At 69.2% G+C, this 25,042-nt stretch carries 27 protein-coding genes and 1 tRNA gene; 16 read left to right on the top strand and 12 right to left on the bottom strand.

Annotation, left to right across the window (positions count from 1 at the left end; genetic code table 11):
- Nucleotides 1–8: 8 nt before the first annotated feature.
- The 13 genes from ACIBNA_RS09320 to ACIBNA_RS09260 all read left to right on the top strand — a co-directional run bounded on the left by ACIBNA_RS09320 (nucleotide 9) and on the right by ACIBNA_RS09260 (nucleotide 10,490).
- The gene (locus ACIBNA_RS09320) at nucleotides 9–428 is read left to right on the top strand and encodes a hypothetical protein (protein ID WP_399164605.1); all 420 of its coding nucleotides are present in this window, start codon (nucleotides 9–11) and stop codon (nucleotides 426–428) included.
- Nucleotides 425–742: a hypothetical protein gene (locus ACIBNA_RS09315; RefSeq protein ID WP_399164604.1), complete on the top strand. Its 318-nt coding sequence runs from the start codon at nucleotides 425–427 to the stop codon at nucleotides 740–742. Before ACIBNA_RS09320 ends, ACIBNA_RS09315 begins: the two co-directional genes overlap by 4 nt.
- Complete coding sequence (locus tag ACIBNA_RS09310) at nucleotides 739–1,089, top strand: hypothetical protein (RefSeq protein ID WP_399164603.1); 351 nt, start codon at nucleotides 739–741, stop codon at nucleotides 1,087–1,089. Before ACIBNA_RS09315 ends, ACIBNA_RS09310 begins: the two co-directional genes overlap by 4 nt.
- The gene (locus ACIBNA_RS09305) at nucleotides 1,082–1,507 is read left to right on the top strand and encodes a minor capsid protein (protein WP_399164602.1); all 426 of its coding nucleotides are present in this window, start codon (nucleotides 1,082–1,084) and stop codon (nucleotides 1,505–1,507) included. Before ACIBNA_RS09310 ends, ACIBNA_RS09305 begins: the two co-directional genes overlap by 8 nt.
- A 67-nt stretch (nucleotides 1,508–1,574) precedes the next feature.
- The gene (locus ACIBNA_RS09300) at nucleotides 1,575–2,024 is read left to right on the top strand and encodes a phage tail tube protein (protein ID WP_399164601.1); all 450 of its coding nucleotides are present in this window, start codon (nucleotides 1,575–1,577) and stop codon (nucleotides 2,022–2,024) included.
- Nucleotides 2,021–2,515: a hypothetical protein gene (locus ACIBNA_RS09295; RefSeq protein WP_399164600.1), complete on the top strand. Its 495-nt coding sequence runs from the start codon at nucleotides 2,021–2,023 to the stop codon at nucleotides 2,513–2,515. Before ACIBNA_RS09300 ends, ACIBNA_RS09295 begins: the two co-directional genes overlap by 4 nt.
- A 178-nt stretch (nucleotides 2,516–2,693) precedes the next feature.
- Nucleotides 2,694–4,883 (top strand): hypothetical protein, encoded by a 2,190-nt coding sequence (locus tag ACIBNA_RS09290; RefSeq protein WP_399164599.1) that lies wholly within the window; start codon nucleotides 2,694–2,696, stop codon nucleotides 4,881–4,883.
- 8 nt (nucleotides 4,884–4,891) lie between these two features.
- The gene (locus ACIBNA_RS09285) at nucleotides 4,892–8,287 is read left to right on the top strand and encodes a hypothetical protein (protein ID WP_399164598.1); all 3,396 of its coding nucleotides are present in this window, start codon (nucleotides 4,892–4,894) and stop codon (nucleotides 8,285–8,287) included.
- Between the two features lie 10 nt (nucleotides 8,288–8,297).
- Nucleotides 8,298–8,699 carry a hypothetical protein gene (locus ACIBNA_RS09280; RefSeq protein WP_399164597.1) on the top strand — a complete coding sequence of 134 codons (402 nt, stop codon included), beginning with the start codon at nucleotides 8,298–8,300 and terminating at the stop codon, nucleotides 8,697–8,699.
- 54 nt (nucleotides 8,700–8,753) lie between these two features.
- Nucleotides 8,754–8,954 carry a hypothetical protein gene (locus ACIBNA_RS09275; protein WP_399164596.1) on the top strand — a complete coding sequence of 67 codons (201 nt, stop codon included), beginning with the start codon at nucleotides 8,754–8,756 and terminating at the stop codon, nucleotides 8,952–8,954.
- Between the two features lie 64 nt (nucleotides 8,955–9,018).
- On the top strand, nucleotides 9,019–9,849 hold the full coding sequence (locus ACIBNA_RS09270) for an N-acetylmuramoyl-L-alanine amidase (protein WP_399164595.1): 831 nt from the start codon (nucleotides 9,019–9,021) through the stop codon (nucleotides 9,847–9,849).
- A gap of 3 nt (nucleotides 9,850–9,852) precedes the next feature.
- Nucleotides 9,853–10,206: a hypothetical protein gene (locus tag ACIBNA_RS09265; protein WP_399164594.1), complete on the top strand. Its 354-nt coding sequence runs from the start codon at nucleotides 9,853–9,855 to the stop codon at nucleotides 10,204–10,206.
- Nucleotides 10,203–10,490, top strand: a complete 288-nt coding sequence (locus tag ACIBNA_RS09260; RefSeq protein WP_399164593.1) for a hypothetical protein — start codon at nucleotides 10,203–10,205, stop codon at nucleotides 10,488–10,490. Before ACIBNA_RS09265 ends, ACIBNA_RS09260 begins: the two co-directional genes overlap by 4 nt.
- Nucleotides 10,491–10,547: 57 nt before the next feature.
- Here ACIBNA_RS09260 and ACIBNA_RS09255 read toward each other — a convergent pair whose 3' ends face one another.
- The 3 genes from ACIBNA_RS09255 to ACIBNA_RS09245 are packed head-to-tail and all read right to left on the bottom strand — an operon-like array spanning nucleotide 10,548 to nucleotide 12,179.
- A complete protein-coding gene (locus tag ACIBNA_RS09255; protein WP_399164592.1) occupies nucleotides 10,548–11,396 on the bottom strand; it encodes a helix-turn-helix domain-containing protein in 849 nt (282 codons plus the stop codon).
- Between the two features lie 23 nt (nucleotides 11,397–11,419).
- Nucleotides 11,420–11,947: a DUF6879 family protein gene (locus ACIBNA_RS09250; protein ID WP_399164591.1), complete on the bottom strand. Its 528-nt coding sequence runs from the start codon at nucleotides 11,945–11,947 to the stop codon at nucleotides 11,420–11,422.
- Nucleotides 11,919–12,179: a hypothetical protein gene (locus tag ACIBNA_RS09245; protein WP_399164590.1), complete on the bottom strand. Its 261-nt coding sequence runs from the start codon at nucleotides 12,177–12,179 to the stop codon at nucleotides 11,919–11,921. Before ACIBNA_RS09245 ends, ACIBNA_RS09250 begins: the two co-directional genes overlap by 29 nt.
- Nucleotides 12,180–12,411: 232 nt before the next feature.
- Here ACIBNA_RS09245 and ACIBNA_RS09240 point away from each other — a divergent pair, with 232 nt between their 5' ends.
- The 3 genes from ACIBNA_RS09240 to ACIBNA_RS09230 are packed head-to-tail and all read left to right on the top strand — an operon-like array spanning nucleotide 12,412 to nucleotide 13,609.
- The gene (locus ACIBNA_RS09240; protein WP_399164589.1) at nucleotides 12,412–12,999 is read left to right on the top strand and encodes a DUF6415 family natural product biosynthesis protein; all 588 of its coding nucleotides are present in this window, start codon (nucleotides 12,412–12,414) and stop codon (nucleotides 12,997–12,999) included.
- Nucleotides 12,996–13,436, top strand: a complete 441-nt coding sequence (locus tag ACIBNA_RS09235) for a hypothetical protein (protein WP_399164588.1) — start codon at nucleotides 12,996–12,998, stop codon at nucleotides 13,434–13,436. The genes ACIBNA_RS09240 and ACIBNA_RS09235 overlap by 4 nt, the downstream gene beginning before the upstream one ends.
- Complete coding sequence (locus ACIBNA_RS09230; RefSeq protein ID WP_399164587.1) at nucleotides 13,433–13,609, top strand: hypothetical protein; 177 nt, start codon at nucleotides 13,433–13,435, stop codon at nucleotides 13,607–13,609. The genes ACIBNA_RS09235 and ACIBNA_RS09230 overlap by 4 nt, the downstream gene beginning before the upstream one ends.
- A gap of 29 nt (nucleotides 13,610–13,638) precedes the next feature.
- Here ACIBNA_RS09230 and ACIBNA_RS09225 read toward each other — a convergent pair whose 3' ends face one another.
- From ACIBNA_RS09225 to dnaN, 9 genes are all read right to left on the bottom strand, one after another.
- Nucleotides 13,639–13,902 (bottom strand): helix-turn-helix domain-containing protein, encoded by a 264-nt coding sequence (locus ACIBNA_RS09225; protein WP_399164586.1) that lies wholly within the window; start codon nucleotides 13,900–13,902, stop codon nucleotides 13,639–13,641.
- Nucleotides 13,903–14,795: 893 nt separating this feature from the next.
- Nucleotides 14,796–14,869, bottom strand: a tRNA-Ile gene (locus tag ACIBNA_RS09220).
- A gap of 122 nt (nucleotides 14,870–14,991) precedes the next feature.
- Nucleotides 14,992–15,822 carry a DUF3566 domain-containing protein gene (locus tag ACIBNA_RS09215; protein ID WP_399164585.1) on the bottom strand — a complete coding sequence of 277 codons (831 nt, stop codon included), beginning with the start codon at nucleotides 15,820–15,822 and terminating at the stop codon, nucleotides 14,992–14,994.
- A 19-nt stretch (nucleotides 15,823–15,841) separates the two neighbouring features.
- On the bottom strand, nucleotides 15,842–18,436 hold the full coding sequence (gene gyrA, locus ACIBNA_RS09210; RefSeq protein ID WP_399164584.1) for a DNA gyrase subunit A: 2,595 nt from the start codon (nucleotides 18,434–18,436) through the stop codon (nucleotides 15,842–15,844).
- A 42-nt stretch (nucleotides 18,437–18,478) separates the two neighbouring features.
- On the bottom strand, nucleotides 18,479–20,539 hold the full coding sequence (gene gyrB / locus ACIBNA_RS09205; protein ID WP_274817620.1) for a DNA topoisomerase (ATP-hydrolyzing) subunit B: 2,061 nt from the start codon (nucleotides 20,537–20,539) through the stop codon (nucleotides 18,479–18,481).
- A gap of 477 nt (nucleotides 20,540–21,016) precedes the next feature.
- Complete coding sequence (locus tag ACIBNA_RS09200) at nucleotides 21,017–21,583, bottom strand: DUF721 domain-containing protein (RefSeq protein WP_399164583.1); 567 nt, start codon at nucleotides 21,581–21,583, stop codon at nucleotides 21,017–21,019.
- On the bottom strand, nucleotides 21,580–22,701 hold the full coding sequence (gene recF / locus ACIBNA_RS09195; RefSeq protein WP_399164582.1) for a DNA replication/repair protein RecF: 1,122 nt from the start codon (nucleotides 22,699–22,701) through the stop codon (nucleotides 21,580–21,582). The genes ACIBNA_RS09200 and recF overlap by 4 nt, the downstream gene beginning before the upstream one ends.
- 37 nt (nucleotides 22,702–22,738) lie before the next feature.
- Nucleotides 22,739–23,614 carry a phosphogluconate dehydrogenase (NAD(+)-dependent, decarboxylating) gene (gnd, locus tag ACIBNA_RS09190; protein ID WP_150481915.1) on the bottom strand — a complete coding sequence of 292 codons (876 nt, stop codon included), beginning with the start codon at nucleotides 23,612–23,614 and terminating at the stop codon, nucleotides 22,739–22,741.
- A gap of 165 nt (nucleotides 23,615–23,779) precedes the next feature.
- The gene (gene dnaN, locus ACIBNA_RS09185; protein WP_399164581.1) at nucleotides 23,780–24,910 is read right to left on the bottom strand and encodes a DNA polymerase III subunit beta; all 1,131 of its coding nucleotides are present in this window, start codon (nucleotides 24,908–24,910) and stop codon (nucleotides 23,780–23,782) included.
- Nucleotides 24,911–25,042 lie beyond the last annotated feature (132 nt).

Genomic DNA, 25,042 nt, shown 5'->3' with positions numbered 1-25,042 from the left:
GGTGTCCGGTGCCGAGGATCTACGCGACGTCAGCGCAGTACCAGACGTTCACCGGGCAGGCCCCGCCCGCCGACATCGACGCGCTGCTGGGGAAGGCGTCGCGGATGCTGGAGGCGTCCGTGTTCCGGCTGTGCTGGTACGAGGCGGACGAGGACGGCTACCCCTCCAACGCGCTGGTGCGGCAAGCCTTTGCCGACGCCGTGTGTGCACAGGTGGCGTGGTGGGACGAGCTGGGTGACTCCACAGGCGCAGCGGTGGCCGGGTGGGGCAGCGTCAAGCTCGGCTCGGCGTCCATGTCCCGTCCCGAGGGGCAGACCTCGAGCGGGGCGTCGGCGGCCCGGGAGATCGCCCCCGAGGTCGGAGACGTCCTCGGCTCCGCTGACCTCACACCGGACATTTTCCGGTTGGGGGCGGTGGTGACCCGGTGAAGCTCCCCGGCATGTGGCTGCGCCACCAGGTGACCGTGGAGCCGTACGAGGGGAACAGCGCCGTCGGGGAGGTGTACGGGGATCCCGTACTGGTGCGGTGCTGGCTGGAGAAGAAGACGCGGCTCGTGAGCGCACCGGACGGCCGCCAGGTCACCAGCTCGTCGACGTTCTACTGCCGCCTCGGCGCGGTCGACGCCCCTCCGGAGTCGCGGGTCACGCTGCCCGACGGCAGAAAGACCACCGTCATCGAGCAGATCGAGAATGACGGCGGCGGGCTGCCGCTCCCGGACCACCTGGAGGTGCAGCTCCTATGACGCAGTACACGCGGATGCAGTGGCAGGGCAGCCGCCTGTGGACCTCCCGGGGCCGGCGCCTCGCCTCCGAGGGGCTGCGGGAGGCCCTGGAGTACACCCTGGGGGTCTCCAACTCCCGGGTGCCGCTGGACGAGGGCACGTTGGAGCGGTCCGGCAAGGTCGATGTCGACGGCCTGAACGGCTCGATCTCCTACGACACGGTGTACGCCCGGCGTCAGCACGAGGAGCTGGAGTGGAAGCACCTGCCGGGGCGGCGCGCAAAGTACCTGGAGAGCGCGATGAACGACTCTCAGGACGTCATTCTGCGGCTGATGGCCGTACCTCTACGGAGGTGGCTACGTGGCTGACCTCCTCCAGGGCCTGGCGCTCCACCTCCAGGCACAGAACCTGCTCACCTACGACCCCGTGGGCACGTCCGGGGACTGCTTCCTGGAGGGCATGCCGCAGACCCCCGACGTCGCCGTAGCGCTGACCGGCTACGACGACGCCCGCGAGCCCGACTCGAAGCTGGGCTACGACGAGCCGCGCGTGCAGGTACGGGTGCGCGGAACCAGTGACCCGCGGGTGTCCCGTGAGCGCTGCAAGGCGATCCGTGACGAGCTGCACGGCCTGGGCCCGATCACCCTGCCGGACGGCACCAAGCTGGTCCTGTCCATCGCGCTCCAGGGCGGCCCTGCGTCCCTCGGCCGGGATGAGAACGGCCGACACGAGCACGTGTGCAACTTCCGGATCGAGGTCCGGAACATCTCGACGCACCGCGTCTGAGCAACCCCCCTTCCCTTTCGGCCCGAGCGGTGACCGCTGCGGGCAGTTCGTCATGCCCGGAGGAGCCATGGCACTTCAGAAGTACAACGCCAGGGACGTCGAATTCGAGATCGAGGACTTCGCGACGCCCAACACCTGGATCCCCATCGGCGGCATCAACACCTTCTCCAAGAGCCACGAGGAGGAGACCACCGACACCACCACGTTCGCTTCGGAGGGCCAGGCCGAGTCGCAGAAGATGCAGCTCGGCAAGCAACTGGAGATCGAGGGTTTCCGGCTGCGCGACGACACCACGGGCGCACTCGACCCCGGGCAGGCGAAGGTGGAGGCCCTGTCGGAGCGGCTCGGCGAGGACTCCCTCGGCCGGGTCCGCTTCGCCCACAAGGACGACACCTCGTGGCAGGTGTGGACGGCGCACGTCAACCTCGGCGACGAGGGCGGCGGCAACAACGACAAGACCTCGTGGTCGGCGACGTTCACCCGCTCCGGCGCGAACACCACGGCGGCCAAGGTATGAGCCCCGCACGCACGGGCACCCCCGGGCACGACACGTGGGATGCGTTCTGGGCAGAGGTCTCCGGCGGCCGCACGGAGGTCATCCGCGGCGTCGAGGTGCAGGTCCCCACCGACATGCCTCTGGCGATGGAAAAGCGCATCGACGAGTTGCGCGAGTCCGAGGCCGAGGAGGACGTAGCCGAACTCGTGGCGCTGCTGTTCGGCGACGACATCCTGGCCGCCTGGATCGACAACGGCATGGGCGCCATGGAGTTCCAGACCGTCCTCACGTGGGGCATGGCGCAGGCCGGCGGCCGGGACCTCACCTTCGCGGAGGCGCTGGAACTCGTGCGGTCTGGTGACGGCGAGGGAAAACAGACCGGCCCGAAGGGGCCGAACCGGGCAGCGAGGAGGGCTGGCGCACCCGCGAAGCGGTCCGCCGCTGGTGGTGGGCGCTCGAAGCGGACTTCCAACGGGAATACCGCCTCGGCCCGCAAGACATCGCGCGCCTGACCCGGCGTCGCTTCTACACCCTGCTCGGTGGCCTCTCGCCAGAGTCGCTGTGGCGGCAGGTCGCCAAGGACTACGTCTCGGTCATCGACGACGACGCCCAGATTCGGGCGGCCCTGCACAGGTGATCAGCACGACAGCTGAATAGCGCGCCCGGCCGGGCGCTGATGGGGGGTGCACCGTGGCCCTGACCATCGGCGAGCTGGTCGGTTTCATCCGGGCCGACGACTCCGGCTTCACCCGGGGTCTCGACGCGGCCCGGCTACGCATGCGCGGCCTCCAGCGCGACACCGACGGCCGCCTGCGCGACATCCGGGGGCGTTTCGTCTCCGAGGGCGAGGCGGCCGGCCGGGGCCTGGCTGACGGCATCCGGGCGCACGCAGAGATGGCCGCGCCCGCGGTCCGCCGGGTCGGTGCGGCGCTGGCTGCGCTCGGGGTGGGGGTGCCTGCGGCGGCTGCGGCCGGTGCGGCGCTCGGCGGGATCGCTGCCGGAGCGGCTGCGGCCGGTCTGGCGGTGAAGGCGTTCCAGTTGGCGGCCAAGCCGCAGTTGGACGCGGTGGCGGAGTCGTCGGCGGCCGCTGAGAAGGCGGAGGCGGCTCACGAGAAGGCGACGCTGAAGAAGGCCGCGGCGCAGAGGCTGGCGAAGAAGGGCGGCGACGAGTACAAGGCGGCGCTGCGGGAGGCGGAGTCGGCGACCAAGGCCGCCAAGGAGGCCGACGCCGCGTACGAGCAGCAGCTGAAGGGGCTGCCCCCGGCGACGCAGGCGTACGCCAAGGAGTTGCAAGGGCTGAAGACGGACCACCAGAAGTGGTCGGACAGCCTCTCCAGCACGACCATGCCCGTCTTCACCAAGGGCATCCAGATCCTCCGGTCTCTGCTGCCGACCCTGACGCCGTTCGTGAAGGCCGCAGCGTCCGCGTTCTCCGGGTTCCTGGACGACGTGGGCAAGGGCGTCAAGAGCGCGGGCTTCAAGGAGTGGGCCGCCGACATGGCGAAGGCCGCCGGTCCCGCGTTGTCCAACTTCCTCCAGGTGATCAAGAATTTGGCCGTCGGGTTCGGCGGCCTGCTCGGGGCGTTCCTTCCGGTCTCGGACGGCATGACCGGCGGCCTGGTCAAGATGACGCAGGCCTTCGCCGACTGGGGCTCCTCGCTGGGCGACAGCCAGGGCTTCAAGATCTTCATGGACCTCGCGCGCGAGGGCGGGCAGACGCTCGGCACGCTCGCGTCGGCCGCACTCCAGGTGATCTCGGCGCTCTCTCCGCTGATCGGCATCACGGCCACAATCGCGGTAGGGCTCGCGACGCTGATCAACCAGATTCCTCCGGGCGTGCTGACGGGCATCGCCACCGGGTTCGTAGCCATCGGCCTGGCGGTCAAGGCCTACACGCTGTACACGCGGATCGCCGCAGCCGTGACCCGCGGGTGGGCGATCGCGCAGGGGATCCTCAACGCGGTCATGATGATGAACCCCGTCGGGCTGGTCATCGCCGCGATCGTGGCCCTGGTCGCCATCGTCGTCGTCGCCTACCAGAAGAGCGAGACTTTCCGCGCGGTCGTGCAGGCCGTGTGGGCTGCCGTGAAGGTCGCGATCCTGACGGCGGTCGACGGGATCCTCGCCGCGATCGACTGGCTGTCGAAGATCCCCGGAAAGATCGCGGGCTGGTTCGGGCAGGCGAAGGACTGGGCGATCCGAAAGACGCTGGAGCTGGTCTCATGGCTGACCGGGCTGCCGCGCCGCGTGGGCTCGGCGATCGCGGGCCTGGCGGGGACCCTGCGGAATGCCGCGTCGAACGCCTTCCAGCGCTTCCGGGACGCCGCAGCTCAAAAGGCCCTCGCGTTCGTCTCCCTGGTGCGGGGCATGCCCGGACGGGCACGCTCGGCGCTCGGCAACCTCGCCGGCATGCTGGCCGGGGCTGGACGGGCGCTGATCCAGGGCTTCATCAACGGCATCAAGTCGATGATCGGCAGCGTGAAGAACGCGGCCAGCAGCGTCGTGTCCGCGGCCCGTAACTTCTTCCCGTTCAGCCCGGCGAAGGAGGGCCCGTTCTCGGGCAAGGGCTACACCCTGCACTCCGGCCGGGCCCTGGCGACGGACTTCGGCCGCGGCATCACGGACCAGCTGCCGTACCTGCGCAAGGTCATGGACACCCTGCCGGCCCCGACCGTGCCGGACCTGGCTGGCCCGGGCCTCGGCGCAGTGCCGGGCGGTTACGCGCCGGGCGGGACGCCGCGGCGGGAGCCGATCGTGCTGGAAGTGCGCCCCGGTTCGAGCGGCAGGGTCGAGGCGCTGCTCACGCACATCATCCGGGAAACGGTCGCGGTCAAGGGCGGCGGCTCCGTGCAGAGGACCTACGGGCGAGGACGTGGATAGGAGGAGTCGTGGAACTGGACCTGCGTGGTGAGCTCCAGATCGGTGGCGTGTGGGTGGACGCGACCGGCAACCTGCTCCAGCGGCAGGCCCTCACGCACACGCGCGGGCGCCAGGACCAGGGCGCCCGCGTGGACCCCTCCTCCTGCCAGCCGCTGCTGAACAACACGAACGGCCAGTTCAGCCCGGACAATCCGATGGGCCCGTACTACGGCCAGTTCGGGCGCAACACCCCGTTCCGCCTGTCGATCGGGGCCGGGTCACCGGCGCTCGACTTGCCCGGCTCCGTCAACGCCCTGGCCTCCACCCCGGACACTGCGGCCCTGGACATCACCGGCGACATTGACGTCCGGGTGGACGCGACCCTCAGCAACTGGACGGCCTACGACACGAGCCTCAACACCACCCAGCTCATCGGCAAGTTGGGCCTCGCGGCCGGCACGAAGAGCTGGTTCCTGGGAACGCGGAACGGGTCCGCCTACTTCGAGTGGTCGGCCGACGGGTCTGCTGCACTATCGGCGTCGTCGCTGGTGCCGCTGCCAGTCCCGGCCAGTGGCCGCATGGCGCTGCGGGCGACGCTGGATGTCAACAACGGCGCGGGCGGGCGGACGATCACCTTCTATACGGCGCCGACGCTGGCCGGGCCCTGGACGCAGATGCCGGGCTCCGTCGTGCAGGCCGGGACCACCAGCATCTTCAACAGCACGCTGCCGCTGCGGATCGGCCGCGCGACGGACGTCAACTTCACGCAGCCCATCGGCCGTGTCCACAAGGCGGAGGTCCGCAACGGCATCGGCGGCCTGGTCGTGGCCAGCCCGGACTTCACCGCTCAGGCGGTCGGTGCAGCCTCCTTTGTGGACGCTGCGGGGCTGACGTGGACGGTGGGCAGCCCCGCGTCGATCAGCAACCGGCGCGTGCGCCTGTCGCACGAGCTGGCCGCTTACCCGACTCGCTGGCACCCCTCCGGCACGCACGTGTGGGTGGAGGCGCAGACTGCGGGAATCCTGCGCCGCCTGGGCCGTGGCACCAAGGCGTTGGACTCCACGCTGCGTCGCCGGATCCCCTCGTACGGGCCGCTGGCGTACTGGCCGCTCGAGGACGGCCAAACCGCCACCCAGGCCGCTTCGCCGATCGCCGGTGTCCGGCCGCTGTCCCTGTCGCGCGTGGACTGGGCCAGCGCGGACAGCCTGCCCTCGTCGAACCCGCTGCCCGTGCTCGCCTCCGGTGGGGGCAAGCTGCCCATGATGTACGGCCGGATCCCCGCCCCCGCCACCACGCAGACGTCGTGGCAGGTGCAGTGGATTTACCGCCTGGACCAGGCCAACACCACGCTCAACACCTACATGAGGATCTTGAGCACCGGCACCGTACGCGAGTGGTACATCCAGCAACGCGATACCGAGATCCGCATCATCGGCAAGGACGACGACGGCGGCACCGTCTTCACCAACAGCTTCTCCACCGGCCCGGACCTGTTCGGCCAGTGGATCCAGGTCCGTTTCGAGGTGAACCAGGACGGCAGCAACGTCGACTGGAGGGTGGTGTTCACCGACGTCGGCGGCGATGCCGGCCAAGCTGACGGCACTTTCGCCGGGACCGTGGGCCGCCCCACCGCTGTCGCTTCACCGCCGGATGGCTACTCTCCGAACCTCAACGGCCTCGCACTCGGGCACATCTCCGCCTGGGCGCCGTGGATCGGCGGCAACGGCACCACCGCCTACGAGGGAGCGATCGAGGCGTGGACGGGTGAGACCGCGGGCGAGCGCATGCAACGCCTGGCCACCGAGGAGAACCTCCCGCTGACCGTGTGCGGTGTCGTCTCCGAGCAGGAACTAGTCGGCCCGCAACGCCCGGACGCCATGCTCACCCTGCTCCACGACGCGGCCGACGCCGACGGCGGAATCCTCTACGAGGACCGCGAGCGGCCCGCGCTGCGCTACCGCGACCGGGCCAGCATGTACAACCAGACGCCCGCACTGGTGCTGGACTACACGGCGCCCGGGCTGGCCCCGCCTCTGGAGCCCACGGGTGACGATGACGCCACGGCGAACGATGTCACGGTGTCCCGCACGGGCGGCTCTTCGGCGCGTGCGGTGCTTGAGGAGGGGGCGCTGTCCATGCAGGCCCCGCCGAACGGCGTGGGACCGTACGACACGTCGGTGACGCTGAACCTGCACAGCGACGACCAGACCGAGCCCCAGGCGTATTGGCGCCTGCATCACGGGACGTACGAGGGGCGCCGCTATCCGCAGGTACACGTAATGGTGCACCAGGCGCCGCAGCTCGCGGACCAGATCCTCGCGGTGGATGTCGGCGACAAGATCGTCATCCGGAACCCGCCACCGTGGCTGGCCCCGGGCGATATTGAGCTGATCGTGCAGGGCTACGAGGAGACGTTCAGCAGTGAGTTCCAGTGGGACATCGTCTTCAACTGCACCCCGGGGGCGCCCTGGACGGTCGCGGTGGTGGGCGACGACCAGCTGGGTCGCGTCGATAGCGATCGCACCGAGCTTGTGTCGGCCGTGACGGACACGGCGACCACGCTGCTCACCCACGTCCCGCCCAACGGGGAGATCGTCGAGCGCCAGCCGTGGATCTACTCCAACGGCGCCCCGGCCAGCTATCCCAACCTCCCAAGCGAGTTCCCCTTCGACGTCCGCCTGGGCGGCGAAGTAGTGCGGGCGACGGGCATCGAACCGGCCGTGTGGGACACCTTCGGCCGCACTGCCTCGGGGGACTGGGGCAGCGCGGACGCGGGCGGAACGTGGACGATGATCGGCGGCGGTGCCTCTGACTACGCGGTCAGCTCTGGCACCGGCACTCACACGATGACCTCGGTGAACGTCAGCAGGCGCTGCACTCTCCCGGCGCCGTCCGCCGACGTCGACCTGTGCGTGGATATCGCCACCAGCGTGCTGTCCACGGGGGGTTACCAGTCCGGCGGGCTGATGGCCCGGTGCTCCGACGGCAACAACCTCTACACCGCTCGGCTCGCGTTCAGTGCCAGCCAGCAGGTCATCCTCAGCCTGCGCAAGCGCGTGGGCGGCACCGAGACTGAACTGGCGGAGGTCACCACCGCGCTGACGCACGCCGCTGGGGCTTTCGTGCGGCTGCGGTTCGCGGTGGCCGGCAGTGTACTGCGCGCCAAGATCTGGGCCGTTGGTGCCGGTGAGCCCGGTTGGCAGGTGACAGCGACCGACACCGACCTGACTGCCGCCGGAGTGATCGGGGTCCGATCGATCCTCAGCTCGGCGAACACCAACACCAACCCGCAGACGCGGTATGACAACTTCCATCTGCGCACTCCGCAGAGATGGATCGTCGAACGCAGCGTCAACGGGATCGTCAAGGCCCACTCCGTGGGCACGCTGGTGAATCTCGCTCAACCTGCCGTCGTGGCACTGTGAGGAGGCTTCTGTGACGCTGTTCCAGCCCGGCATGATCATCACGGACACGCGGCTGAACGACGGCCCGCCGACGATCACCACGGACGCCGGTCTCGTGGCGGCGGCGGGGTTCGCGGTGAACGACTTCCGCGGCTACCGGACCGGCCGGAACATCGTGCTGGACATCTATATGCTCCGCACGGGCGGCACGATCACCGCCACCACCGGCAACATCGGCGACACCCAGGTCTGCACCGTGCCGGCCGGGTGGCGGCCCACCAACGGGACCATCAACGGGGACTGGGACGACGGCTCCAGCGAGGGCGGGTTCGTCATCGGCACGGACGGCATCGTCACCCTGCGCACCGCGTCCAGCGACATCACGAACAACCGCAACCTGCGGTTGCACGTGGACTTCATCATCGACAACTAGGAGGCGCTCGTGCCCCTCGGCACCCCTGAAGGACCATCTCGGAGTGAGTGGCAGGTGGCCGTCAGCAGCGTCGAGACGGTCGCCGACTATCCGGTGACGTTCAGCGTGACGGCGACGACCGACAACCCCGACGCGCCTGGTGTGGCCGCGATCGTCCAGCAGTTCGTCGACCTGCTCGCGGCCTCGCCGCGCTTCCGGCTGCTGTCCGCGACTCGGTCGTACTCGTACTCGGAGTCGATGACCCCGACTCCCTGACCCCGCTCCCCCCTCGTACGCCCCGCGCCGCCCGGCCGGGGTTTTTTCATGCCCAGGAGGGTCCATGCACCTCATCACCCGGAAGCAGCTGGGTTGGCCCGCCTCGGCCGCGCCGACCCAGCCCACCGCGAAGGGCGTCAAGGTCCACTACACCGGCGGCCACGTCCCGACCAGCCTGCTGAAGGACCACTCCGGGTGCCTCCAGCTGTGGCGGGACATCCGGGCCGCCCACCTCGCCAACGTCGCCGAGGGCTACTCGGACGTGGCCTACAACTACGCGGCCTGCGTGCACGGCTACGTCCTGGAGGGCCGCGGCGTCGGCCGCCGCACCGGAGCCAACGGCAACCAGGCCCTGAACAAGGCGCACTACGCCGTGCTGGGGCTGATCGGCTCCGGCGGGCTGACCGAGCCGACCGACGAGCTGCTCAACGCGATCCGGGACGCGATCGAGCAGCTCCAGGAGCACGGCGCCGGCCCGGAGACCAAGGGCCACAAGGACGGGTATCCGACCGCGTGCCCGGGCGGCCCGCTGTACGCCTGGGTGAAGGCGGGCGCGCCCCGCCCGGGCGGCGGGAAGCCGACGGCCCCGAAGCCTTCCGCCCCAGCCCGGCCGGTAGTCGACTGCTCGAAGGTCCGCGCCGCCGCGCTGGCCGATCCGCCGAGGAAGGGCACGCCCGTGTCGTACGCGGGCGTGAAGACCGTCGAGGACGCCCTGGTGAAGGAGGGCTTGCTCGCGCGCTCGCTCGCGGACGGCCACTTCGGCACGGCCACCGTTACGGCCTACGCGGCGTGGCAGCGCCGCTGCGGCTGGCGCGGCGACGACGCCGACGGCATCCCCGGCAAGTCCAGTCTCACCAAGCTCGGCGCTCGCCGCGGCTTCGACGTCACGGAGTAGTCCATGAACCTGTTCACCTCTCTCATGCGCACGGTCGTCCCGATCGTGGCCGGCCTCGTCCTCGGTCTGGCGGCCCGCGTCGGCCTGGACCTCGACGACGCCACCGCGGCCGCGTACGTCACCGCGGGGCTCACCGCCGGGTACTACGCGCTGTGGCGCGCCTTGGAGGAACTGGCCGACCGGATCGGGTGGGAGCCGCTGCGGACGCTCGCGGGGCTGCTGCTGGGCTGGGCCAAGCCGCCGCAGTACGAGCAGCCGGCCACGGTCCCGCTCAAGGTTCGGCTCAGCTTCGACGCGGACGAGCTCGCCCGCCACGTCGCTGGTGTCGTGGAGCGGGGCGGCGGGACGCTGCGGTGACCCCGCCGGAGTCGACGGCCGTCGCGGTCGAACTGGCGCAGCTGCGAGGGGAGATCAACACGGGGTTCGCCGACATTAAGGGCACGCTCGCTGTCCTGGTGGAACGGACCAACCGCACGGACGCCGACGTGAAGCAGCTGCGGGCCGACACGGACAAGGAGCTCGGCGAACTGCGCGCCGAGGTTGAAGCGCTGAAGAAGAGCCGTTGGCCGCTGCCGTCCCTCGCTGCTGTGACCGGCATTGCCGGCGCGGCGACCGGCGCCGTGGCTCTGTTCCTCCGCTGAACCGGTTTGCCCCCTCTCGCCTTCGGGCGGGAGGGGGCCTCTTCGTCGTCGCCGGGCTCAGTGCAGGGCTTCGATCGCGCGGAGGATCAGCGCGCGGGCGTCGCTGCCGTACACGGCCATGGTACGCAGTTGCTCGAAGGCCTTCACGTAGAGAGCCACTTCCGACGGCTGAGTGACGCGGACACGGGCGGACATGAGTTCCACGGAGACCAGCCGGTCGTCGTAGACGTGGAACACCTCCTGCGGCCACAGTGTCCGTCGCACGCCCTTCGGGATGATGCCGAGGGACACGGACGGCAGGGCGCCGGCTGTGAGGAGGTAGCCGAGCTGAGCGGCCATCGCGTCGGCGTCACCCAGCTGGTAGTAGAGGACGCTCTCCTCGATCACCATCACGAACCGGTGGCCGGGTTCGTGCACGATCTTCGAGCGCTCCATCCGGGCGGCCGCGGCCTGGTCGGCATCGTTGGGGATGGCCAACAACTCGGCCACCCCGGACAGCACGGCCCGGGCGTATCCCTCGGTCTGGAGGAGGCCAGGTACCAGGGTGGGTGAGTAGACCCGAAAGAGCTCCGTGCTGCGGTACAGGTCCAGGTAACTGTCCTGGAGTCGCTTCAGGCCTGCGCGGACCTGCCTCTGCCACTCCATATAGGCCGACTCGGCGTCTCTGGACTGGGCGATGATGTCGGGAGCCTGCTCGGGGAATCCGCAGGCCTCGCACCACCGGCGGATGTCGTCCGGAGTGGGCGGGGTACGGGCGTTCTCCAGGCGAGAGGTCTTGGGGTGGGTCCAGCCGCACCGCGTGGCCAGCTCGGTCCCAGTGAGGCCTGCGTCAGCGCGCAGGTCTCGGAGGCGGCGCGCGACGCGTTCGCGCGCTTCCTGGGCCGAGGAGGACGGGGAGGTAGCCATGTGGTGCGGCCGGGCCCTTCGCGTTAGTGGATCTTGTAGTCGTCGTGCGGGATGGCTCGCGCCCACACGGCCTCGAACGCTGCCACGCACAGCTGAGCCGCGGCCCCGTCCTCGCTGATTTCTCCGGGCGCGCTGGCGCCGTCCCCGGTGAAGTGGTTCCACCGGATGAGGCGCCCGTCGATCAGCCAGAAGTCGTTGCCCGGCAGGGCGATGTCGCTGGCCTGACGACGGGGGAGCCATCGCACCTGCTCGCCGGCCGTCACGTTGACGACGGTCCCGGCGTGCTCGTACCTGATGTAGTCGCTGACCGGCTCGGACACGATGCGCGCCCGTCGCACCTGGACACCGCGGGCAACCGTGCGGCGGATCAGCTGGGTCCACGGCAGCCAGTACGCCGACTCGGGGTCGGTGTCGACCTCGCCCGTCTCCTTCCAGCGGGCGAACGCCTCGGCCTCGGCTGCGACGCCGTAGGAGTCCCGCATCTCCAGATGGACGGCCGACTCCGTGGCATCGTCCAGGAGTTCAGCGAAGCTGGGCAGCTTCTGCTGCATCGCACGCCTCCCTCAGGATCGACACCATGCGGGCCGGCACCCGCACTACCTGCTCGTGCTCGGGGATCCCGACTGCGTGGCCAGGCACCTCGAAGGCGGCACACTCCGCCTCGGTGGCCGCGTCGGGCTTCCATCCTTGGATGACGATTTCGCCTCTGGTCTCGTCGACCCACACGGTCGGGCTCTCGCCTTGTCCGGTGTTCGGGTCGATTCCGATGAACCGTAGTGCCACTGCGGCCTCCAGCGCTCAGCGTGTGCACGGATGTACACACCCTCCGGCCCCAGAGCTTCACGGTCAAGACGCCCGTGACCTGACCGCCGCGAGGTAGGCGTTTGGTGTGAACATTCGTGAACATCAATGGAAGTGGCACACGTCACGCTCTTAGCGTCTGGCAGTACGACAAAACCCCGGCGAGGTGGAGGCCTCCCGGGGCGTGGCCCACGCTGCGAGGAGCGTCGACACCATGAACGCTACAGCCCCGACATCAGTCGTCGAAGACCCACCTGACCTCGCGACGATGCGCGAGACGGCACACCGGGTGCTCGGCCCGGACAACGCCCCGGATGCCGTACCGCCGGCCGGTGACGAGCTGGACACGCTCACCGCGACACTGCGCGGCCACATCGAGCTGCTGGCCCCCGAGGTCGAGCAGGCGGCCGGGCTGCTGTCGGAGAACAGCCCCACCCGCTACAGCGCCCTCGCCTGCGTCGAGGAGGCAGGAGGCAAGCTCCGAGCCCCCACGCTCAGCTTCGCCCGGCTGGCCGGCACCGTCATGTACGCCCGACGCCTCGCCCGAGTCCTGGCCGCCCTGTGCGACCACTACGAGATCGTCAGCGCGGGGATCGAAGTGACGTCCGAGCAGAGGGCGTTCGTGCGCCTGGCGGACCACTGCCTGAAGTGCCGGACGTGCCGGGCCGTTGACGACAAGGGCTGGAACGCCGGACTCCCCTGCGAGGAGGAGAGCAGGCTGTACGAGGCGTACCGTGCACTACTCGCCCGCGCCTCCGCGGCTCGACTCGCTCGCCGCCACCCTGCGGAGGTCTCGGCGTGACCCCCGCCGAGCCCGAGGACGAGGCCCCCACCGAGGAAGATGAGCTCCAGGCCCTCGGCGAGCAGCTACTGCGCACGGCGAAGACATCCCGGGACCGGCTGGCTGTCCAGACACTGGTAGAGGAGCGGACGATCCTGTCGGTGCCAGCCGTACGGCACGCCCTGATCATCCACACCGACGACGGTGAGATGGTCCACTTCGAAGGGCTGCGCGGCCACCAGTACGGCCTCGGCCTCGACAGGGCGCAGCAGTCCTTCCTCGGCCTGGTCCTGTCGATGGTCGGCATCGGACTTACCACCGTCGCGGCCGTACAGGCCTTGGACGAGCGCCAGCTTCAGATCATGCTGCGGGCGATCCTGCGGCTGGCCGGCAACGAGACGATCGCCGTCGGCATCCGCTTGGGGCCCGCGAGGGCCCCGGAAGGGGACGCCAAGTGAACTGCGCCCGCTGCGACAAGCCGCTCAAGGGCTCCTACGACACCATCAGCAACCCGGGAGCCTCCAACGCCGGCGGCGACATCCCCGTGTGCCCGGTGTACTGCAAGAGCAAGTTCCGCCAGTCCGCGCCCAGCGGATCCCGAGCCCCCGCTATCGGCTGGCGCCGACGCTGATAGCGGGTTCCTTGCCGCGGCCGCCCTCGTCATCCCCCGTCGGGGGCGGCCGCCTGGCGGCGTACGAGCTCGGCGAGGTCTACGCCCATCGCGTCGGCGATGCGGATGAGGGTGTCCAGCAGAGGAGACGAGTGGCCTTGCTCGATACGGCTGTACGTGGCGATGTCGATGCCGGACCGGCCGCACACGTCCGGCTGCGTCAGGTTCAGCTCCTCGCGCACGCGCCGGATCTGCTCGCCCACCTCGCGTCGGCGGGTGAGTACCCGTTCGGTGGGTGGGGTGGGGCGGGGCACCCGTCCACAGTCTCGGTGCCATGATCAAAAGGGATTAGGGTCCACCCTAATTTGCGTGATCTTGGTGAGGGCGGGAACTGAACTAAGCAGCCGCCCCCCACGCGCGCTGACCCTCGTCACCGGCCTTCGCCGACGTCTGTGACGGGATGGCACGACGGGCCCGCTTCTCTCTGTGGGCCCCCTCAGCGCGGGGGCGGTGTGATGTGCGTCCGCTGCCCTCGCAGGGCGCTGGCCGAATATGGCTGAGCGCCGCCGCCCCACTCTCCGCATTTGGAGGGTGGGGCGGTTTACTGTGTCGCGTGACGCCCCCTGCCGATGAAGACGGCAGGGGGCGCCCTTCCGGCCGGAGGCCTCCCGAGCTCTCCGACCGGGCTCTGTTCTGGGGTTGTGCGTCAGACGGCGGAACTGTCACGTCCGTCTCCCCAGCGGGCACTCTACCCACGCGTGGCCGGTTTTACAGGCGGCAGGAAGCGGTTGCACCGGCTCTACACAGGGAGTTCGACCGGGCTTGTGCATTTATGCACCCGCTACTACCGAGTAGATCAAGACAAAAAATCCGACCGGTTGCCCTCTTTCTCGAGCGGAGCGCCGTCGGCGTGCACCACGAGGTACAGGGACTCACGTATTCGGATGCACGTTCGATTAGACTGCCGGGCAGACTCCGGTCGGGAACGGGAGGTCCCGGCTGGATGACAGACACCCCCCTGCCGCGTGAATCGGCAGGGGGGTGCGCTGCAAGCGTAGACCGAGGGTCCGACATCGGCGCTGAAGTGCTGACGCCCGCTCAAGCCGGAGAGGTTACGGGGTAGTAGCGGGGTAACAAGATCAACACATGTAGAAGCCCGGTAGATCCTGAGGACCTACCGGGCTTCTCACCTGGCACTTTGCCGCTGTGGGGCTAACAGGATTTGAACCTGTGGCCTCATCCTTATCAGGGATGCGCTCTAACCAACTGAGCTATAGCCCCGCCGCGCTGTGCGGTGTGTGTCCCGCGCGCTGACTCCTGAAGATTAGCGCACGACATGGGCAGTCCCAAAATCGGTTGTCGGGACACCGACATCCGCCGTCAGCGACGGATCCTCGAGGGATCTACTCGTCCTCGGCGAGCGTCAGCTCCACACCGCCCACGAAGCCGGCGGACAGGTTGTAGATGAACGCACCGAGCGTCGCGAGGGCCGTCGCCAGGACGACGTCGATGACCGCGATGACCGACGTGAACATCAGGACGTTGGGCAGCGACAGGAAGGCCTGGAGGTCGAAGCCGTTCGACTCGTTCGAGCCGGTCGCCTCGGAGATCGTGCCGCCGACCGTGGAGAAGACGCCCATCGCGTCCATCACCATCCACAGCACGGCGGACGCCACGATCGTGCAGACGCCCAGGGCGATGGAGAGCAGGAAGCTGACCTTCATCACCGACCACGGGTCGGCCTTGGCCACGCGCAGACGGGCCTTGCGGACACGCGGCGTGGTGCGGGCGCCTGTGCGGGGACGCCGTACGGCACCGGCGGCAGTACCGGCTCCGGCACCGGCCGCCGCCGGCTGGGCCGGGTAGGCCTGCGGCGGGTGGTACGGCCCGGCCTGCTGCTGTGCCTGCCGTTCCCCCGGCAAGGGGGAGGCCGTCTGCGCGGCGGTGCCCTGCTCCTGCGCGGCCGGCTCGGGCTGCGGCTGCGGCTGGGCGCCGGATGCGGACGGGCCCGCTCCAGCGGTGTGCTGCTGGGTCTGCGGACCCTTGGTGTCCGTCACAGTTCTCCCCTGTGATCCATGCGTGTCAGGCGAGGGCGAGTCCTTGGCCGGGGACTTGATCGCCTTCAGGTTGGTCGTGTGCGGGTCCGCCGCACGCGCGGCGGAGCCACGGCCGCCGTCGTCCGTGTCCGTACCCTTCGAGGTACCCCTCGGTCCGGCGCCCGTGGCTCCGCTCACGCTGACTCACTCCTCGTGCCTACTCGGCCGAGGGCACCTCACCCTCGTCCGTGCCGGTGGTCGCGGCACCTTCGGCGGTCTCGTCGACGACCACGTCGCCGTCGACCTCCTCCGCCTCGCGTCCCGCCTCGGCGTTGCGTGCGACGCCGACAACGGCATCGCGCTTGCCCAGATTGATCAGTTGGACGCCCATGGTGTCACGGCCGGTTTCCCTGATCTCGTTGACTCGCGTACGAATCACACCACCGCCCAGCGTGATGGCGAGGATCTCGTCGGTCTCCTCGACCACCAGCGCGCCGACGAGAGATCCACGGTCCTCCACGATCTTGGCGGCCTTGATGCCGAGGCCGCCGCGGCCCTGGACGCGGTACTCGTCGACGTTGGTCCGCTTCGCGTACCCGCCGTCGGTGGCAGTGAACACGAACGTACCGGGTCGAACAACATTCATCGAGAGCAGCTCGTCGCCCTCGCGGAAGCTCATGCCCTTGACACCCGAGGTGGCACGGCCCATGGGGCGCAGGGTTTCGTCCGAGGCGGTGAACCTGATCGACTGTGCCTTTTTGCTGATCAGAAGCAGATCATCGTCGGCCGATACCAGCTCGGCTCCGATCAGTTCGTCGTCCGAACCGTCCTCCATGGAACGAAGGTTGATCGCGATCACACCGCCGGAACGGGGCGAATCGTAATCCTTCAGAGGCGTCTTCTTCACAAGTCCGGCCTTGGTGGCGAGGACGAGGTACGGAACCGCCTCGTAGTCGCGGATCGCCAGGATCTCGGCGATCGCCTCGTCGGGCTGGAAGGCGAGCAGGTTCGCCACGTGCTGACCGCGCGCGTCCCGGCCGGCGTCGGGCAGCTCGTAGCCCTTGACGCGGTAGACGCGGCCCTTGTTGGTGAAGAACAGCAGCCAGTGGTGCGTCGTGGACACGAAGAAGTGGTCGACGATGTCGTCTTCCTTGAGCTTCGTGCCGCGCACGCCCTTGCCGCCGCGCTTCTGGGCGCGGTAGTCGTCGGTCTTGGTGCGCTTGATGTAGCCGCCCCGGGTGACCGTGACGACGATGTCCTCCTCGGCGATCAGGTCCTCGATGGACATGTCGCCCTCGTACGGGATCAGCTTGGTCTTGCGGTCGTCACCGTACTTCTCGACGATCGCGGCCAGTTCCGCGCTGACGATGCCCCGCTGACGGACCGGGGAGGCCAGGATCTCGTTGTACTCGGTGATCTTCGCCTGGAGTTCGTCGTGCTCCTGGACGATCTTCTGGCGCTCCAGGGCGGCCAGTCGGCGCAGCTGCATCTCGAGGATGGCGTTGGCCTGGATCTCGTCGATCTCCAGGAGGCTCATCAGGCCCCCGCGCGCGATCTCGACGGTGTCGCTGCGCCGGATCAGCGCGATGACCTCGTCGATGGCGTCCAGGGCCTTCAGCAGACCGCGCAGGATGTGCGCGCGCTCCTCCGCCTTGCGCAGCCGGAAGCGCGTGCGGCGGACGATGACCTCGATCTGGTGGGTCACCCAGTGGCGGATGAACGCGTCGAGCGAGAGCGTGCGCGGTACGCCGTCCACCAGCGCCAGCATGTTGGCGCCGAAGTTCGTCTGGAGGTCGGTGTGCTTGTAGAGGTTGTTCAGCACGACCTTGGCGACCGCGTCCCGCTTCAGCACGATGACCAGGCGCTGGCCGGTGCGGGAGGACGTCTCGTCGCGGACGTCCGCGATGCCGCCGACCTTGCCGTCCTTGACCAGGTCGGCGATCTTCTGGGCGAGGTTGTCCGGGTTGACCTGGTACGGCAATTCCGTCACCACCAGGCACTGGCGGTTCTGGATCTCCTCGACCTCGATGACCGCACGCATGGTGATGGAGCCGCGACCCGTGCGGTACGCCTCCTCGATGCCCTTGCGGCCGACGACGAGGGCGCCGGTCGGGAAGTCGGGGCCCTTGATGCGCTCGATCAGAGCGTCCAGGAGCTCCTCGTGCGAGGCCTCGGGGTTCTCCAGGTACCACTGGGCACCGGCCGCGACCTCGCGCAGGTTGTGCGGCGGAATGTTGGTCGCCATGCCGACCGCGATCCCGGCCGAGCCGTTGATCAGCAGGTTCGGGAAGCGGGCCGGCAGGACGGTCGGCTCCTGGGAGCGGCCGTCGTAGTTGTCCGTGAAGTCGACGGTCTCCTCGTCGATGTCACGGACCATCTCCATCGACAGCGGCGCCATCTTGCACTCGGTGTACCGCATCGCCGCGGCCGGGTCGTTGCCCGGGGAGCCGAAGTTGCCGTTGGAGTCGACGAGCGGCATGCGCATCGACCACGACTGGGCGAGACGCACGAGCGCGTCGTAGATGGAGGAGTCGCCGTGCGGGTGGTAGTTGCCCATGACGTCGCCGACGACGCGGGCGCACTTGTAGAAGCCGCGCTCGGGGCGGTAGCCGCCGTCGTACATGGCGTACAGCACGCGGCGGTGGACTGGCTTGAGGCCGTCACGGACGTCTGGCAGCGCACGCGAGACGATGACGGACATCGCGTAGTCGAGATACGAGCGCTGCATCTCCGTCTCGAGCCCGACGGGCTCGACGCGCATGGCCAGGGCGTCACCCTCGGGCGTCGTCACGGGAGTGTTCTCGTCGGTCATTGCTGGTGAAGGTCCTTCCTGGTGCGGTCAGCTGAGACCGACTCAGATGTCGAGGAAGCGGACGTCCTTGGCGTTGCGCTGGATGAACGCGCGGCGGGCCTCGACGTCCTCGCCCATGAGGACCGAGAACAGGTCGTCGGCCTGGGCGGCGTCGTCGAGCGTGACCTGGCCGAGGACGCGGTGCTCCTGGTCCATGGTCGTGATGCGCAGCTCCTCGGCGTTCATCTCGCCGAGGCCCTTGAAGCGCTGGACCGAGTCCTCGCGGATGCGCTTGCCGGCGTTGCGGCCCATCTCGATCAGGGCGTCGCGCTCGCGGTCGGAGTACGCGTACTCGAAGTCGTCCTTGCCCCACTTGATCTTGTAGAGCGGCGGACGGGAGAGGTACACGTGGCCGGCCTCGACCAGGGGCCGCATGAAGCGGAACAGGAAGGTCAGCAGCAGGGTGTTGATGTGCTGGCCGTCGACGTCGGCGTCCGCCATGAGGATGATCTTGTGGTAGCGGAGCTTCTCGATGTCGAAGTCCTCGTGCACACCGGTGCCGAACGCGGAGATCATCGCCTGGATCTCCTGGTTCTGCAGGATCCGGTCGATGCGCGCCTTCTCGACGTTGAGGATCTTGCCGCGGATCGGGAGGATCGCCTGGTACTGCGGGTTGCGGCCGGACTTGGCCGAGCCGCCGGCGGAGTCGCCCTCGACGATGAAGATCTCGCACTTGGTCGGGTCGTTCGACTGGCAGTCGGAGAGCTTGCCCGGCAGGGACGCGGTCTCCAGCAGGCCCTTGCGGCGGGTCAGGTCGCGGGCCTTGCGGGCCGCCACGCGCGCGGTGGCCGCCGCGATGCCCTTGCGGATGATGTCCGCGGCCTCGTTGGGGTTGCGGTCCAGCCAGTCGTTCAGGTGCTCGTAGACGACCCTCTGGACGAAGGTCTTGGCCTCGGTGTTGCCCAGCTTCGTCTTCGTCTGGCCTTCGAACTGGGGCTCGCCCAGCTTGACCGAGATGATCGCGGTCAGACCCTCGCGGATGTCGTCACCGGTGAGGTTGTCGTCCTTCTCGCGCAACAGCCGCTTGTCGCGGGCGTACTTGTTGATGAGCGAGGTCAGCGCGGCCCGGAAGCCCTCTTCGTGCGTACCGCCCTCGTGGGTGTGGATGATGTTGGCGAAGGAGTACACACCCTCGCTGTAACCGCTGTTCCACTGCATCGCGACTTCGAGGGAGAGGCCCTTGTCCTTGTCCTCGGCCTCGAGGTCGATCACCGTCGGGTGCACCGCCTCTCCCTTGCGGGAGTTGAGGTACTTCACGAAGTCGACGATGCCGCCTTCGTAGTGGTAGGTGACCGTCTTGACCTCGGCGGTTTCGTCCGCGCCGGCCTCGTCCGCCCCCGAGGTGGCCTTCGCCGACTCGCGCTCGTCAGTGAGTTTGATGGTCAAACCCTTGTTGAGGAACGCCATCTCCTGGAAGCGCCGCGAGAGCGTCTCGAAGGAGTAGTCAGTGGTCTCGAAAATGTCGCCGTCGGCCCAGAAGGTGACCGACGTGCCGGTCTCCTCGGTGGCCTCGTGCTGGGCGAGCGGTGCCGTGGGGACGCCCATCTTGTAGTCCTGCGTCCACCGGTGGCCGTCCGTCCTGACCTCGACGGCGACCTTCGACGACAGCGCGTTCACCACGGAGACGCCCACGCCGTGCAGACCACCGGAGACCGCGTAGCCGCCGCCGCCGAACTTGCCGCCCGCGTGCAGCACGGTCAGCACGACCTCGAGCGCCGGCTTGCCCTCGGAGGGGACGATGCCCACCGGGATGCCACGGCCGTTGTCGACGACGCGCACGCCGCCGTCGGCGAGGATCGTCACCTCGATGGTGTCCGCGTGGCCCGCCAGCGCCTCGTCGACGGAGTTGTCGACCACCTCGTACACGAGGTGGTGCAGTCCGCGCTCACCGGTCGAGCCGATGTACATACCGGGTCGCTTGCGGACCGCGTCCAGACCCTCGAGGACTGTGATGGCACTGGCGTCGTACGAGGCGGTGACCTCGCCGTTGGAGGTGATCGCCTCGCTGTTCACGCCTGCATCGGTGGACGGGATGTTCTCGTTGGGGTTGCCGGAATCGGCCACGAAGCGCCCTTTCTGGCACAGCACAAGCCAGGCTCGTCGGCGGGTTGCCGGAGCGGCTGCGGCATGTTGCGTTGGTAAGCCTTGATCAGCGTTGCTCAGCTTTTCCCGGACGGTCCCCACGATTGGGGCGGGATTGCTTCCAGTCTACCGGTAGCACTGACACTGATGGGGGTTTGCCGGTACCTGAGTCCGCATGTGCCGCCCTCGATGGGTCTTGCCCGACTCCCGATATGCGGATGGGGGCTCCAAGGGGCTCACGGAGGCACTCAGCGCTTCCGGCCGTCAACCCTTGGCTACTTCGGAGTCAGGTCGCGATTCGCAACCGCGTGCGGTGGTGCGAAGAGTCAGGCGCCGGGACCCCGAGCGGGCCGCCGACGCCCACTTTTGTGATGTCAGTCACTTGTTGCCGACCGGTGGGAAACGGGCGCCGATCGGGCCCTCGCGGGGCCTTGGGACAGCCCCGGGGAGGGGCTCCCGTCAGCCGTAGGTGTCGCCGGGACCGGTGCTGCCGGGAGCCCGCAGCGGGCCGTAGCGGCGGTTGGGGGCGCCCGGGCCCTGCACCTTGATCAGCTTCACCGTGCCGTGGCCCAGGTCCTCGTTGAGGCGCGCGACCAGGGTCGGGGCGAGCAGCCGGAGGTTCGTCGCCCAGGCCGTCGAGTCGCAGCGCACGGACAGGACGTGCTCCTCCTCGTCGTACCTCTCCGGCACACAGTGCTTGGCCACGTCCTCGCCGACGATCTGCGGCCAGCGGCCCATCACCCCGCCCACCGCGGCCGGGGCCTCCCAGCCGCGCTCGGTGATCAGCCGGTTGATCGCGGAGCCGAGCGCCATGGGGTCGCGGCCGTCGGCGCGCGCGCCGGAGCGCAGTCCGCCGCGGCGCGCCTGCTTCTTCTGCTGCGCCGCATCCCCACGCGCGCGTGCGGCATCCTTGGCGGCGCGCAGCGCCACGCGCGCGAGGTCGACGCCGGACGGCTCGGGCGACCGGGGCCCGGGTGTTTTCCCGGACGGATTCTCCGGTGTGCTCTCCGGTGTGTTCTCCGTCATACGCGCTCCACCGTCCCCTCGGACACGGCGAACCGCACCCCGGACAGCACATGCGGCACGTCGTCGTCGACCGCGGCCGTCACCAGGACCTGCTCACCGGGCGCGACCAGCTCGGCGAGGCGCTCACGGCGGCGGGTGTCCAGTTCGGCAAAGACGTCGTCGAGCACCAGCACCGGCTCGTTGCCCTCCGCGCGCAGCAGGTCGTACGAGGCGAGACGCAGCGCCAGGGCGTACGACCAGGACTCGCCGTGCGAGGCGTACCCCTTGGCGGGCAGCTGGCCGAGCTTGAGCAGCAGGTCGTCCCGGTGCGGGCCGACCAGGGTGACGCCCCGCTCGATCTCCTGCTTGCGGGCCTCGGCGAGCGCGGCCATCAGTTGCTCGAACAGGTCATCGCGCGTGTGTGCCTCGCCCGGCGCTGACGGCTTGTACTCCAGCGCGATCGGCCCGCCGCCCGGGGCGAGCTGCTCGTACGCCTTGTCGGCGAGCGGCTGGACGGCGGCGATCAGGTCCAGGCGCTGGGCGAGCAACTCGGCGCCCGCGCGGGCGAGATGCTGGTCCCAGATGTCGAGCGTGGACATGTCCATGCTGCGCCCACCGTGCCGGCGGGCGAGCGCGGCCGACTTGAGGAGGGTGTTGCGCTGCTTGAGGACCCGGTCGTAGTCGGAGCGGACCGCGGCCATGCGCGGGGAGCGGGCGGTGATCAGCTCGTCGAGGAAGCGGCGCCGCTCACCGGGGTCGCCCTTGACCAGGGCGAGATCCTCGGGGGCGAACAGCACGGTCCGTACGATCCCCAGCACGTCACGAGGCTTGACCTGCGAGGACCGGTTGATCCGGGCCCGGTTGGCGCGCCCCGGGTTCAGCTCCAGCTCGACCAGTTGCTGCCGGTCGCCCTGCCGCACCTGGGCCCGGATGATCGCGCGCTCGGCGCCCATGCGGACCAGGGGGGCGTCGGAGGAGACCCGGTGGCTGCCGAGCGTGGCGAGATAGCCGACGGCCTCGACGAGATTGGTCTTCCCCTGCCCGTTCGGGCCGACGAAGGCCGTCACTCCCGGGTCGAGCGGGACCTCGACCCGGGGGTACGAGCGGAAGTCGGCCAGCGACAGATGCGTGACGTGCATGGTCGTTTCGCCGACCTCCCCAACCGTCGGGTGTTGCTTACTTGGTCTCGACCGCGTGGCCGCCGAACTGGTTCCGCAGCGCCGCGATCATCTTCATCTGGGGCGAGTCCTCCTGACGGGAGGCGAACCGCGCGAACAGCGACGCCGTGATCGCCGGCAGCGGCACCGCGTGGTCGATGGCGGCTTCCACAGTCCAGCGTCCCTCACCGGAGTCCTGTGCATAACCCCGGAGCTTGTCCAGGTGCTCGTCCTCGTCGAGCGCGTTAACCGCGAGGTCCAGCAGCCAGGAGCGGATGACCGTGCCCTCCTGCCAGGAGCGGAAGACCTCCCGGACGTCGGTCACGGAGTCGACCTTCTCCAGGAGCTCCCAGCCCTCGGCGTAGGCCTGCATCATCGCGTACTCGATGCCGTTGTGGACCATCTTCGCGAAGTGGCCCGCGCCGACCTTGCCGGCGTGCACCGAGCCGAAGTCGCCCTCCGGCTTGAGCGCGTCGAAGACCGGCTGTACCTTCGCGACGTTCTCCGCGTCGCCGCCGTACATCAGCGCGTAGCCGTTCTCCAGGCCCCAGACGCCGCCGGAGACACCGCAGTCGACGAAGCCGATGCCCTTGGCGGCCAGCTCCTCGGCGTGCTTCTCGTCGTCGGTCCAGCGGGAGTTGCCGCCGTCCACGACGACGTCACCGGGCTCCAGCAGTTCGGCGAGCTCGTCGATGGTGGACTGCGTGGGCTCGCCCGCCGGAACCATCACCCAGACCACACGCGGGCCGCTGAGCTTGCCCACAAGCTCCGGCAGGCTGTGGACATCGGCGAGGTCCGGGTTGCGGTCGTATCCGAAGACGGTGTGGCCCGCGCGGCGGATCCGCTCGCGCATGTTGCCGCCCATCTTGCCGAGGCCGACGAGACCGAGCTCCATCAGTTGTGTTCCTTAGGTTTGCAGGTGTCCGACGTGGCGTTGCGGCACTTTCGTACCCGCGTCCGAGCCTAAACCCGGACGCTCGCGCACATCTGTGGGCATACGCGCTCAGTCGTACGCCCCCACCTGCGGGTTTGCCCCCAGCCTGTGGACAACCCTCGGAGCTCAGCCGCTGAGGCGCACCGGCATGATCAGGTACTTGTAGGCCTCGTCCGCCTCGGCGTCCAGCGCCGGCTTGCCGCTGAGCAGCGCGGGCTTCGTGGACGTCGTGAAGGACAGCTGCGCGACCGGGGAGTCGATGGCGCTCAGGCCGTCCAGCAGGAAGGTCGGGTTGAAGGCGATCGACACGTCGTCGCCCTCCAGCTGGGCGTCGACCCGCTCCACAGCCTGTGCGTCGTCGCTGGAGCCGGCCTCCAGGATGAGCACGCCCTGCTCGAAGCTGAGCCGCACCGGAGTGTTGCGCTCGGCGACCAGGGCCACGCGCTTGACGGCCTCCACGAAGGGGGCGGTCTCGATCACGGCGACGCTGTTGAACTCGGTCGGGAACAGCGAGCGGTACTTCGGGAGGTCGCCCTCCAGCAGGCGGGTCGTCGTACGGCGGCCGGCACCCTCGAAGCCGATCAGGCCCTCGCCCGAGCCCGAGCCGGACAGCGCCAGGATCACCTGGTCGCCGCTCGTAAGAGCCTTGGCGGTGTCCAGGAGCGTCTTGGCGGGCACCAGGGCGACCGCGGAGGCCTCCGGGTTCTCCGGCTTCCACAGGAACTCACGGACCGCGAAGCGGTAACGGTCGGTGGACGCCAGCGTGACCGTGTCGCCCTCGATCTCGATGCGGACGCCCGTGAGGACGGGCAGCGTGTCGTCACGGCCGGCGGCGATGGCCACTTGGGCGGCCGCGGAGGCGAAGACCTCGCCGGGGACCGTGCCCGTCGCGTTCGGCATCTGCGGCAGCGCCGGGTACTCCTCCACAGGCAGGGTGTGGAGTGTGAACCGGGAGGAGCCGCACACCACCGTCGCCCGTACACCGTCTGTGGAGATCTCCACCGGTCGGTTGGGGAGGGCGCGGCAGATGTCCGCGAGGAGACGGCCGGAGACGAGCACCGTGCCCTCCTCGTCGACCTCGGCCTCCACGGACACGCGCGCGGAGACCTCGTAGTCGAAGCTGGACAGGCTCAGCTGGCCGTCCTCGGCCTTCAGCAGCAGGCCGGCGAGGACAGGCGCCGGCGGACGGGCCGGGAGGCTGCGTGCCGCCCAGGCCACTGCCTCCGCGAGTACGTCGCGTTCCACCCGGATCTTCACTGTTGCCGCCTCCTGCTGTTGCCGGCGCTTCTCGCTCTGCCTGGCCCTCGTCGTCTGTCTCGGTGTCGACGGTCCCCGGGATGGGGAGGACACCGGGGACCAGTCTGACGCACCGCACTGACAGTAGGTGCC

This window comes from Streptomyces sp. NPDC050164 (genome assembly GCF_044459945.1).
Lineage (GTDB): Bacteria > Actinomycetota > Actinomycetes > Streptomycetales > Streptomycetaceae > Streptomyces > Streptomyces coeruleorubidus_A.
Note: the sequence above shows the minus strand (reverse complement) of the source record. Positions and strands in the feature narration are given on the sequence as shown.

Coding starts and splice junctions, on each gene's coding strand:
- ACIBNA_RS09310 (WP_399164603.1), top strand. CDS start 739: ATGACGCAGTACACGCGGATGCAGTGGCAGGGCAGCCGCCTGTGGACC.
- ACIBNA_RS09295 (WP_399164600.1), top strand. CDS start 2,021: ATGAGCCCCGCACGCACGGGCACCCCCGGGCACGACACGTGGGATGCG.
- ACIBNA_RS09265 (WP_399164594.1), top strand. CDS start 9,853: ATGAACCTGTTCACCTCTCTCATGCGCACGGTCGTCCCGATCGTGGCC.
- ACIBNA_RS09255 (WP_399164592.1), bottom strand. CDS start 11,396: ATGGCTACCTCCCCGTCCTCCTCGGCCCAGGAAGCGCGCGAACGCGTC.
- ACIBNA_RS09250 (WP_399164591.1), bottom strand. CDS start 11,947: ATGCAGCAGAAGCTGCCCAGCTTCGCTGAACTCCTGGACGATGCCACG.
- ACIBNA_RS09200 (WP_399164583.1), bottom strand. CDS start 21,583: ATGACGGAGAACACACCGGAGAGCACACCGGAGAATCCGTCCGGGAAA.
- gnd (WP_150481915.1), bottom strand. CDS start 23,614: ATGGAGCTCGGTCTCGTCGGCCTCGGCAAGATGGGCGGCAACATGCGC.
- recF (WP_399164582.1), bottom strand. CDS start 22,701: ATGCACGTCACGCATCTGTCGCTGGCCGACTTCCGCTCGTACCCCCGG.
- gyrA (WP_399164584.1), bottom strand. CDS start 18,436: ATGACCGACGAGAACACTCCCGTGACGACGCCCGAGGGTGACGCCCTG.
- ACIBNA_RS09300 (WP_399164601.1), top strand. CDS start 1,575: ATGGCACTTCAGAAGTACAACGCCAGGGACGTCGAATTCGAGATCGAG.
- ACIBNA_RS09270 (WP_399164595.1), top strand. CDS start 9,019: ATGCACCTCATCACCCGGAAGCAGCTGGGTTGGCCCGCCTCGGCCGCG.
- ACIBNA_RS09240 (WP_399164589.1), top strand. CDS start 12,412: ATGAACGCTACAGCCCCGACATCAGTCGTCGAAGACCCACCTGACCTC.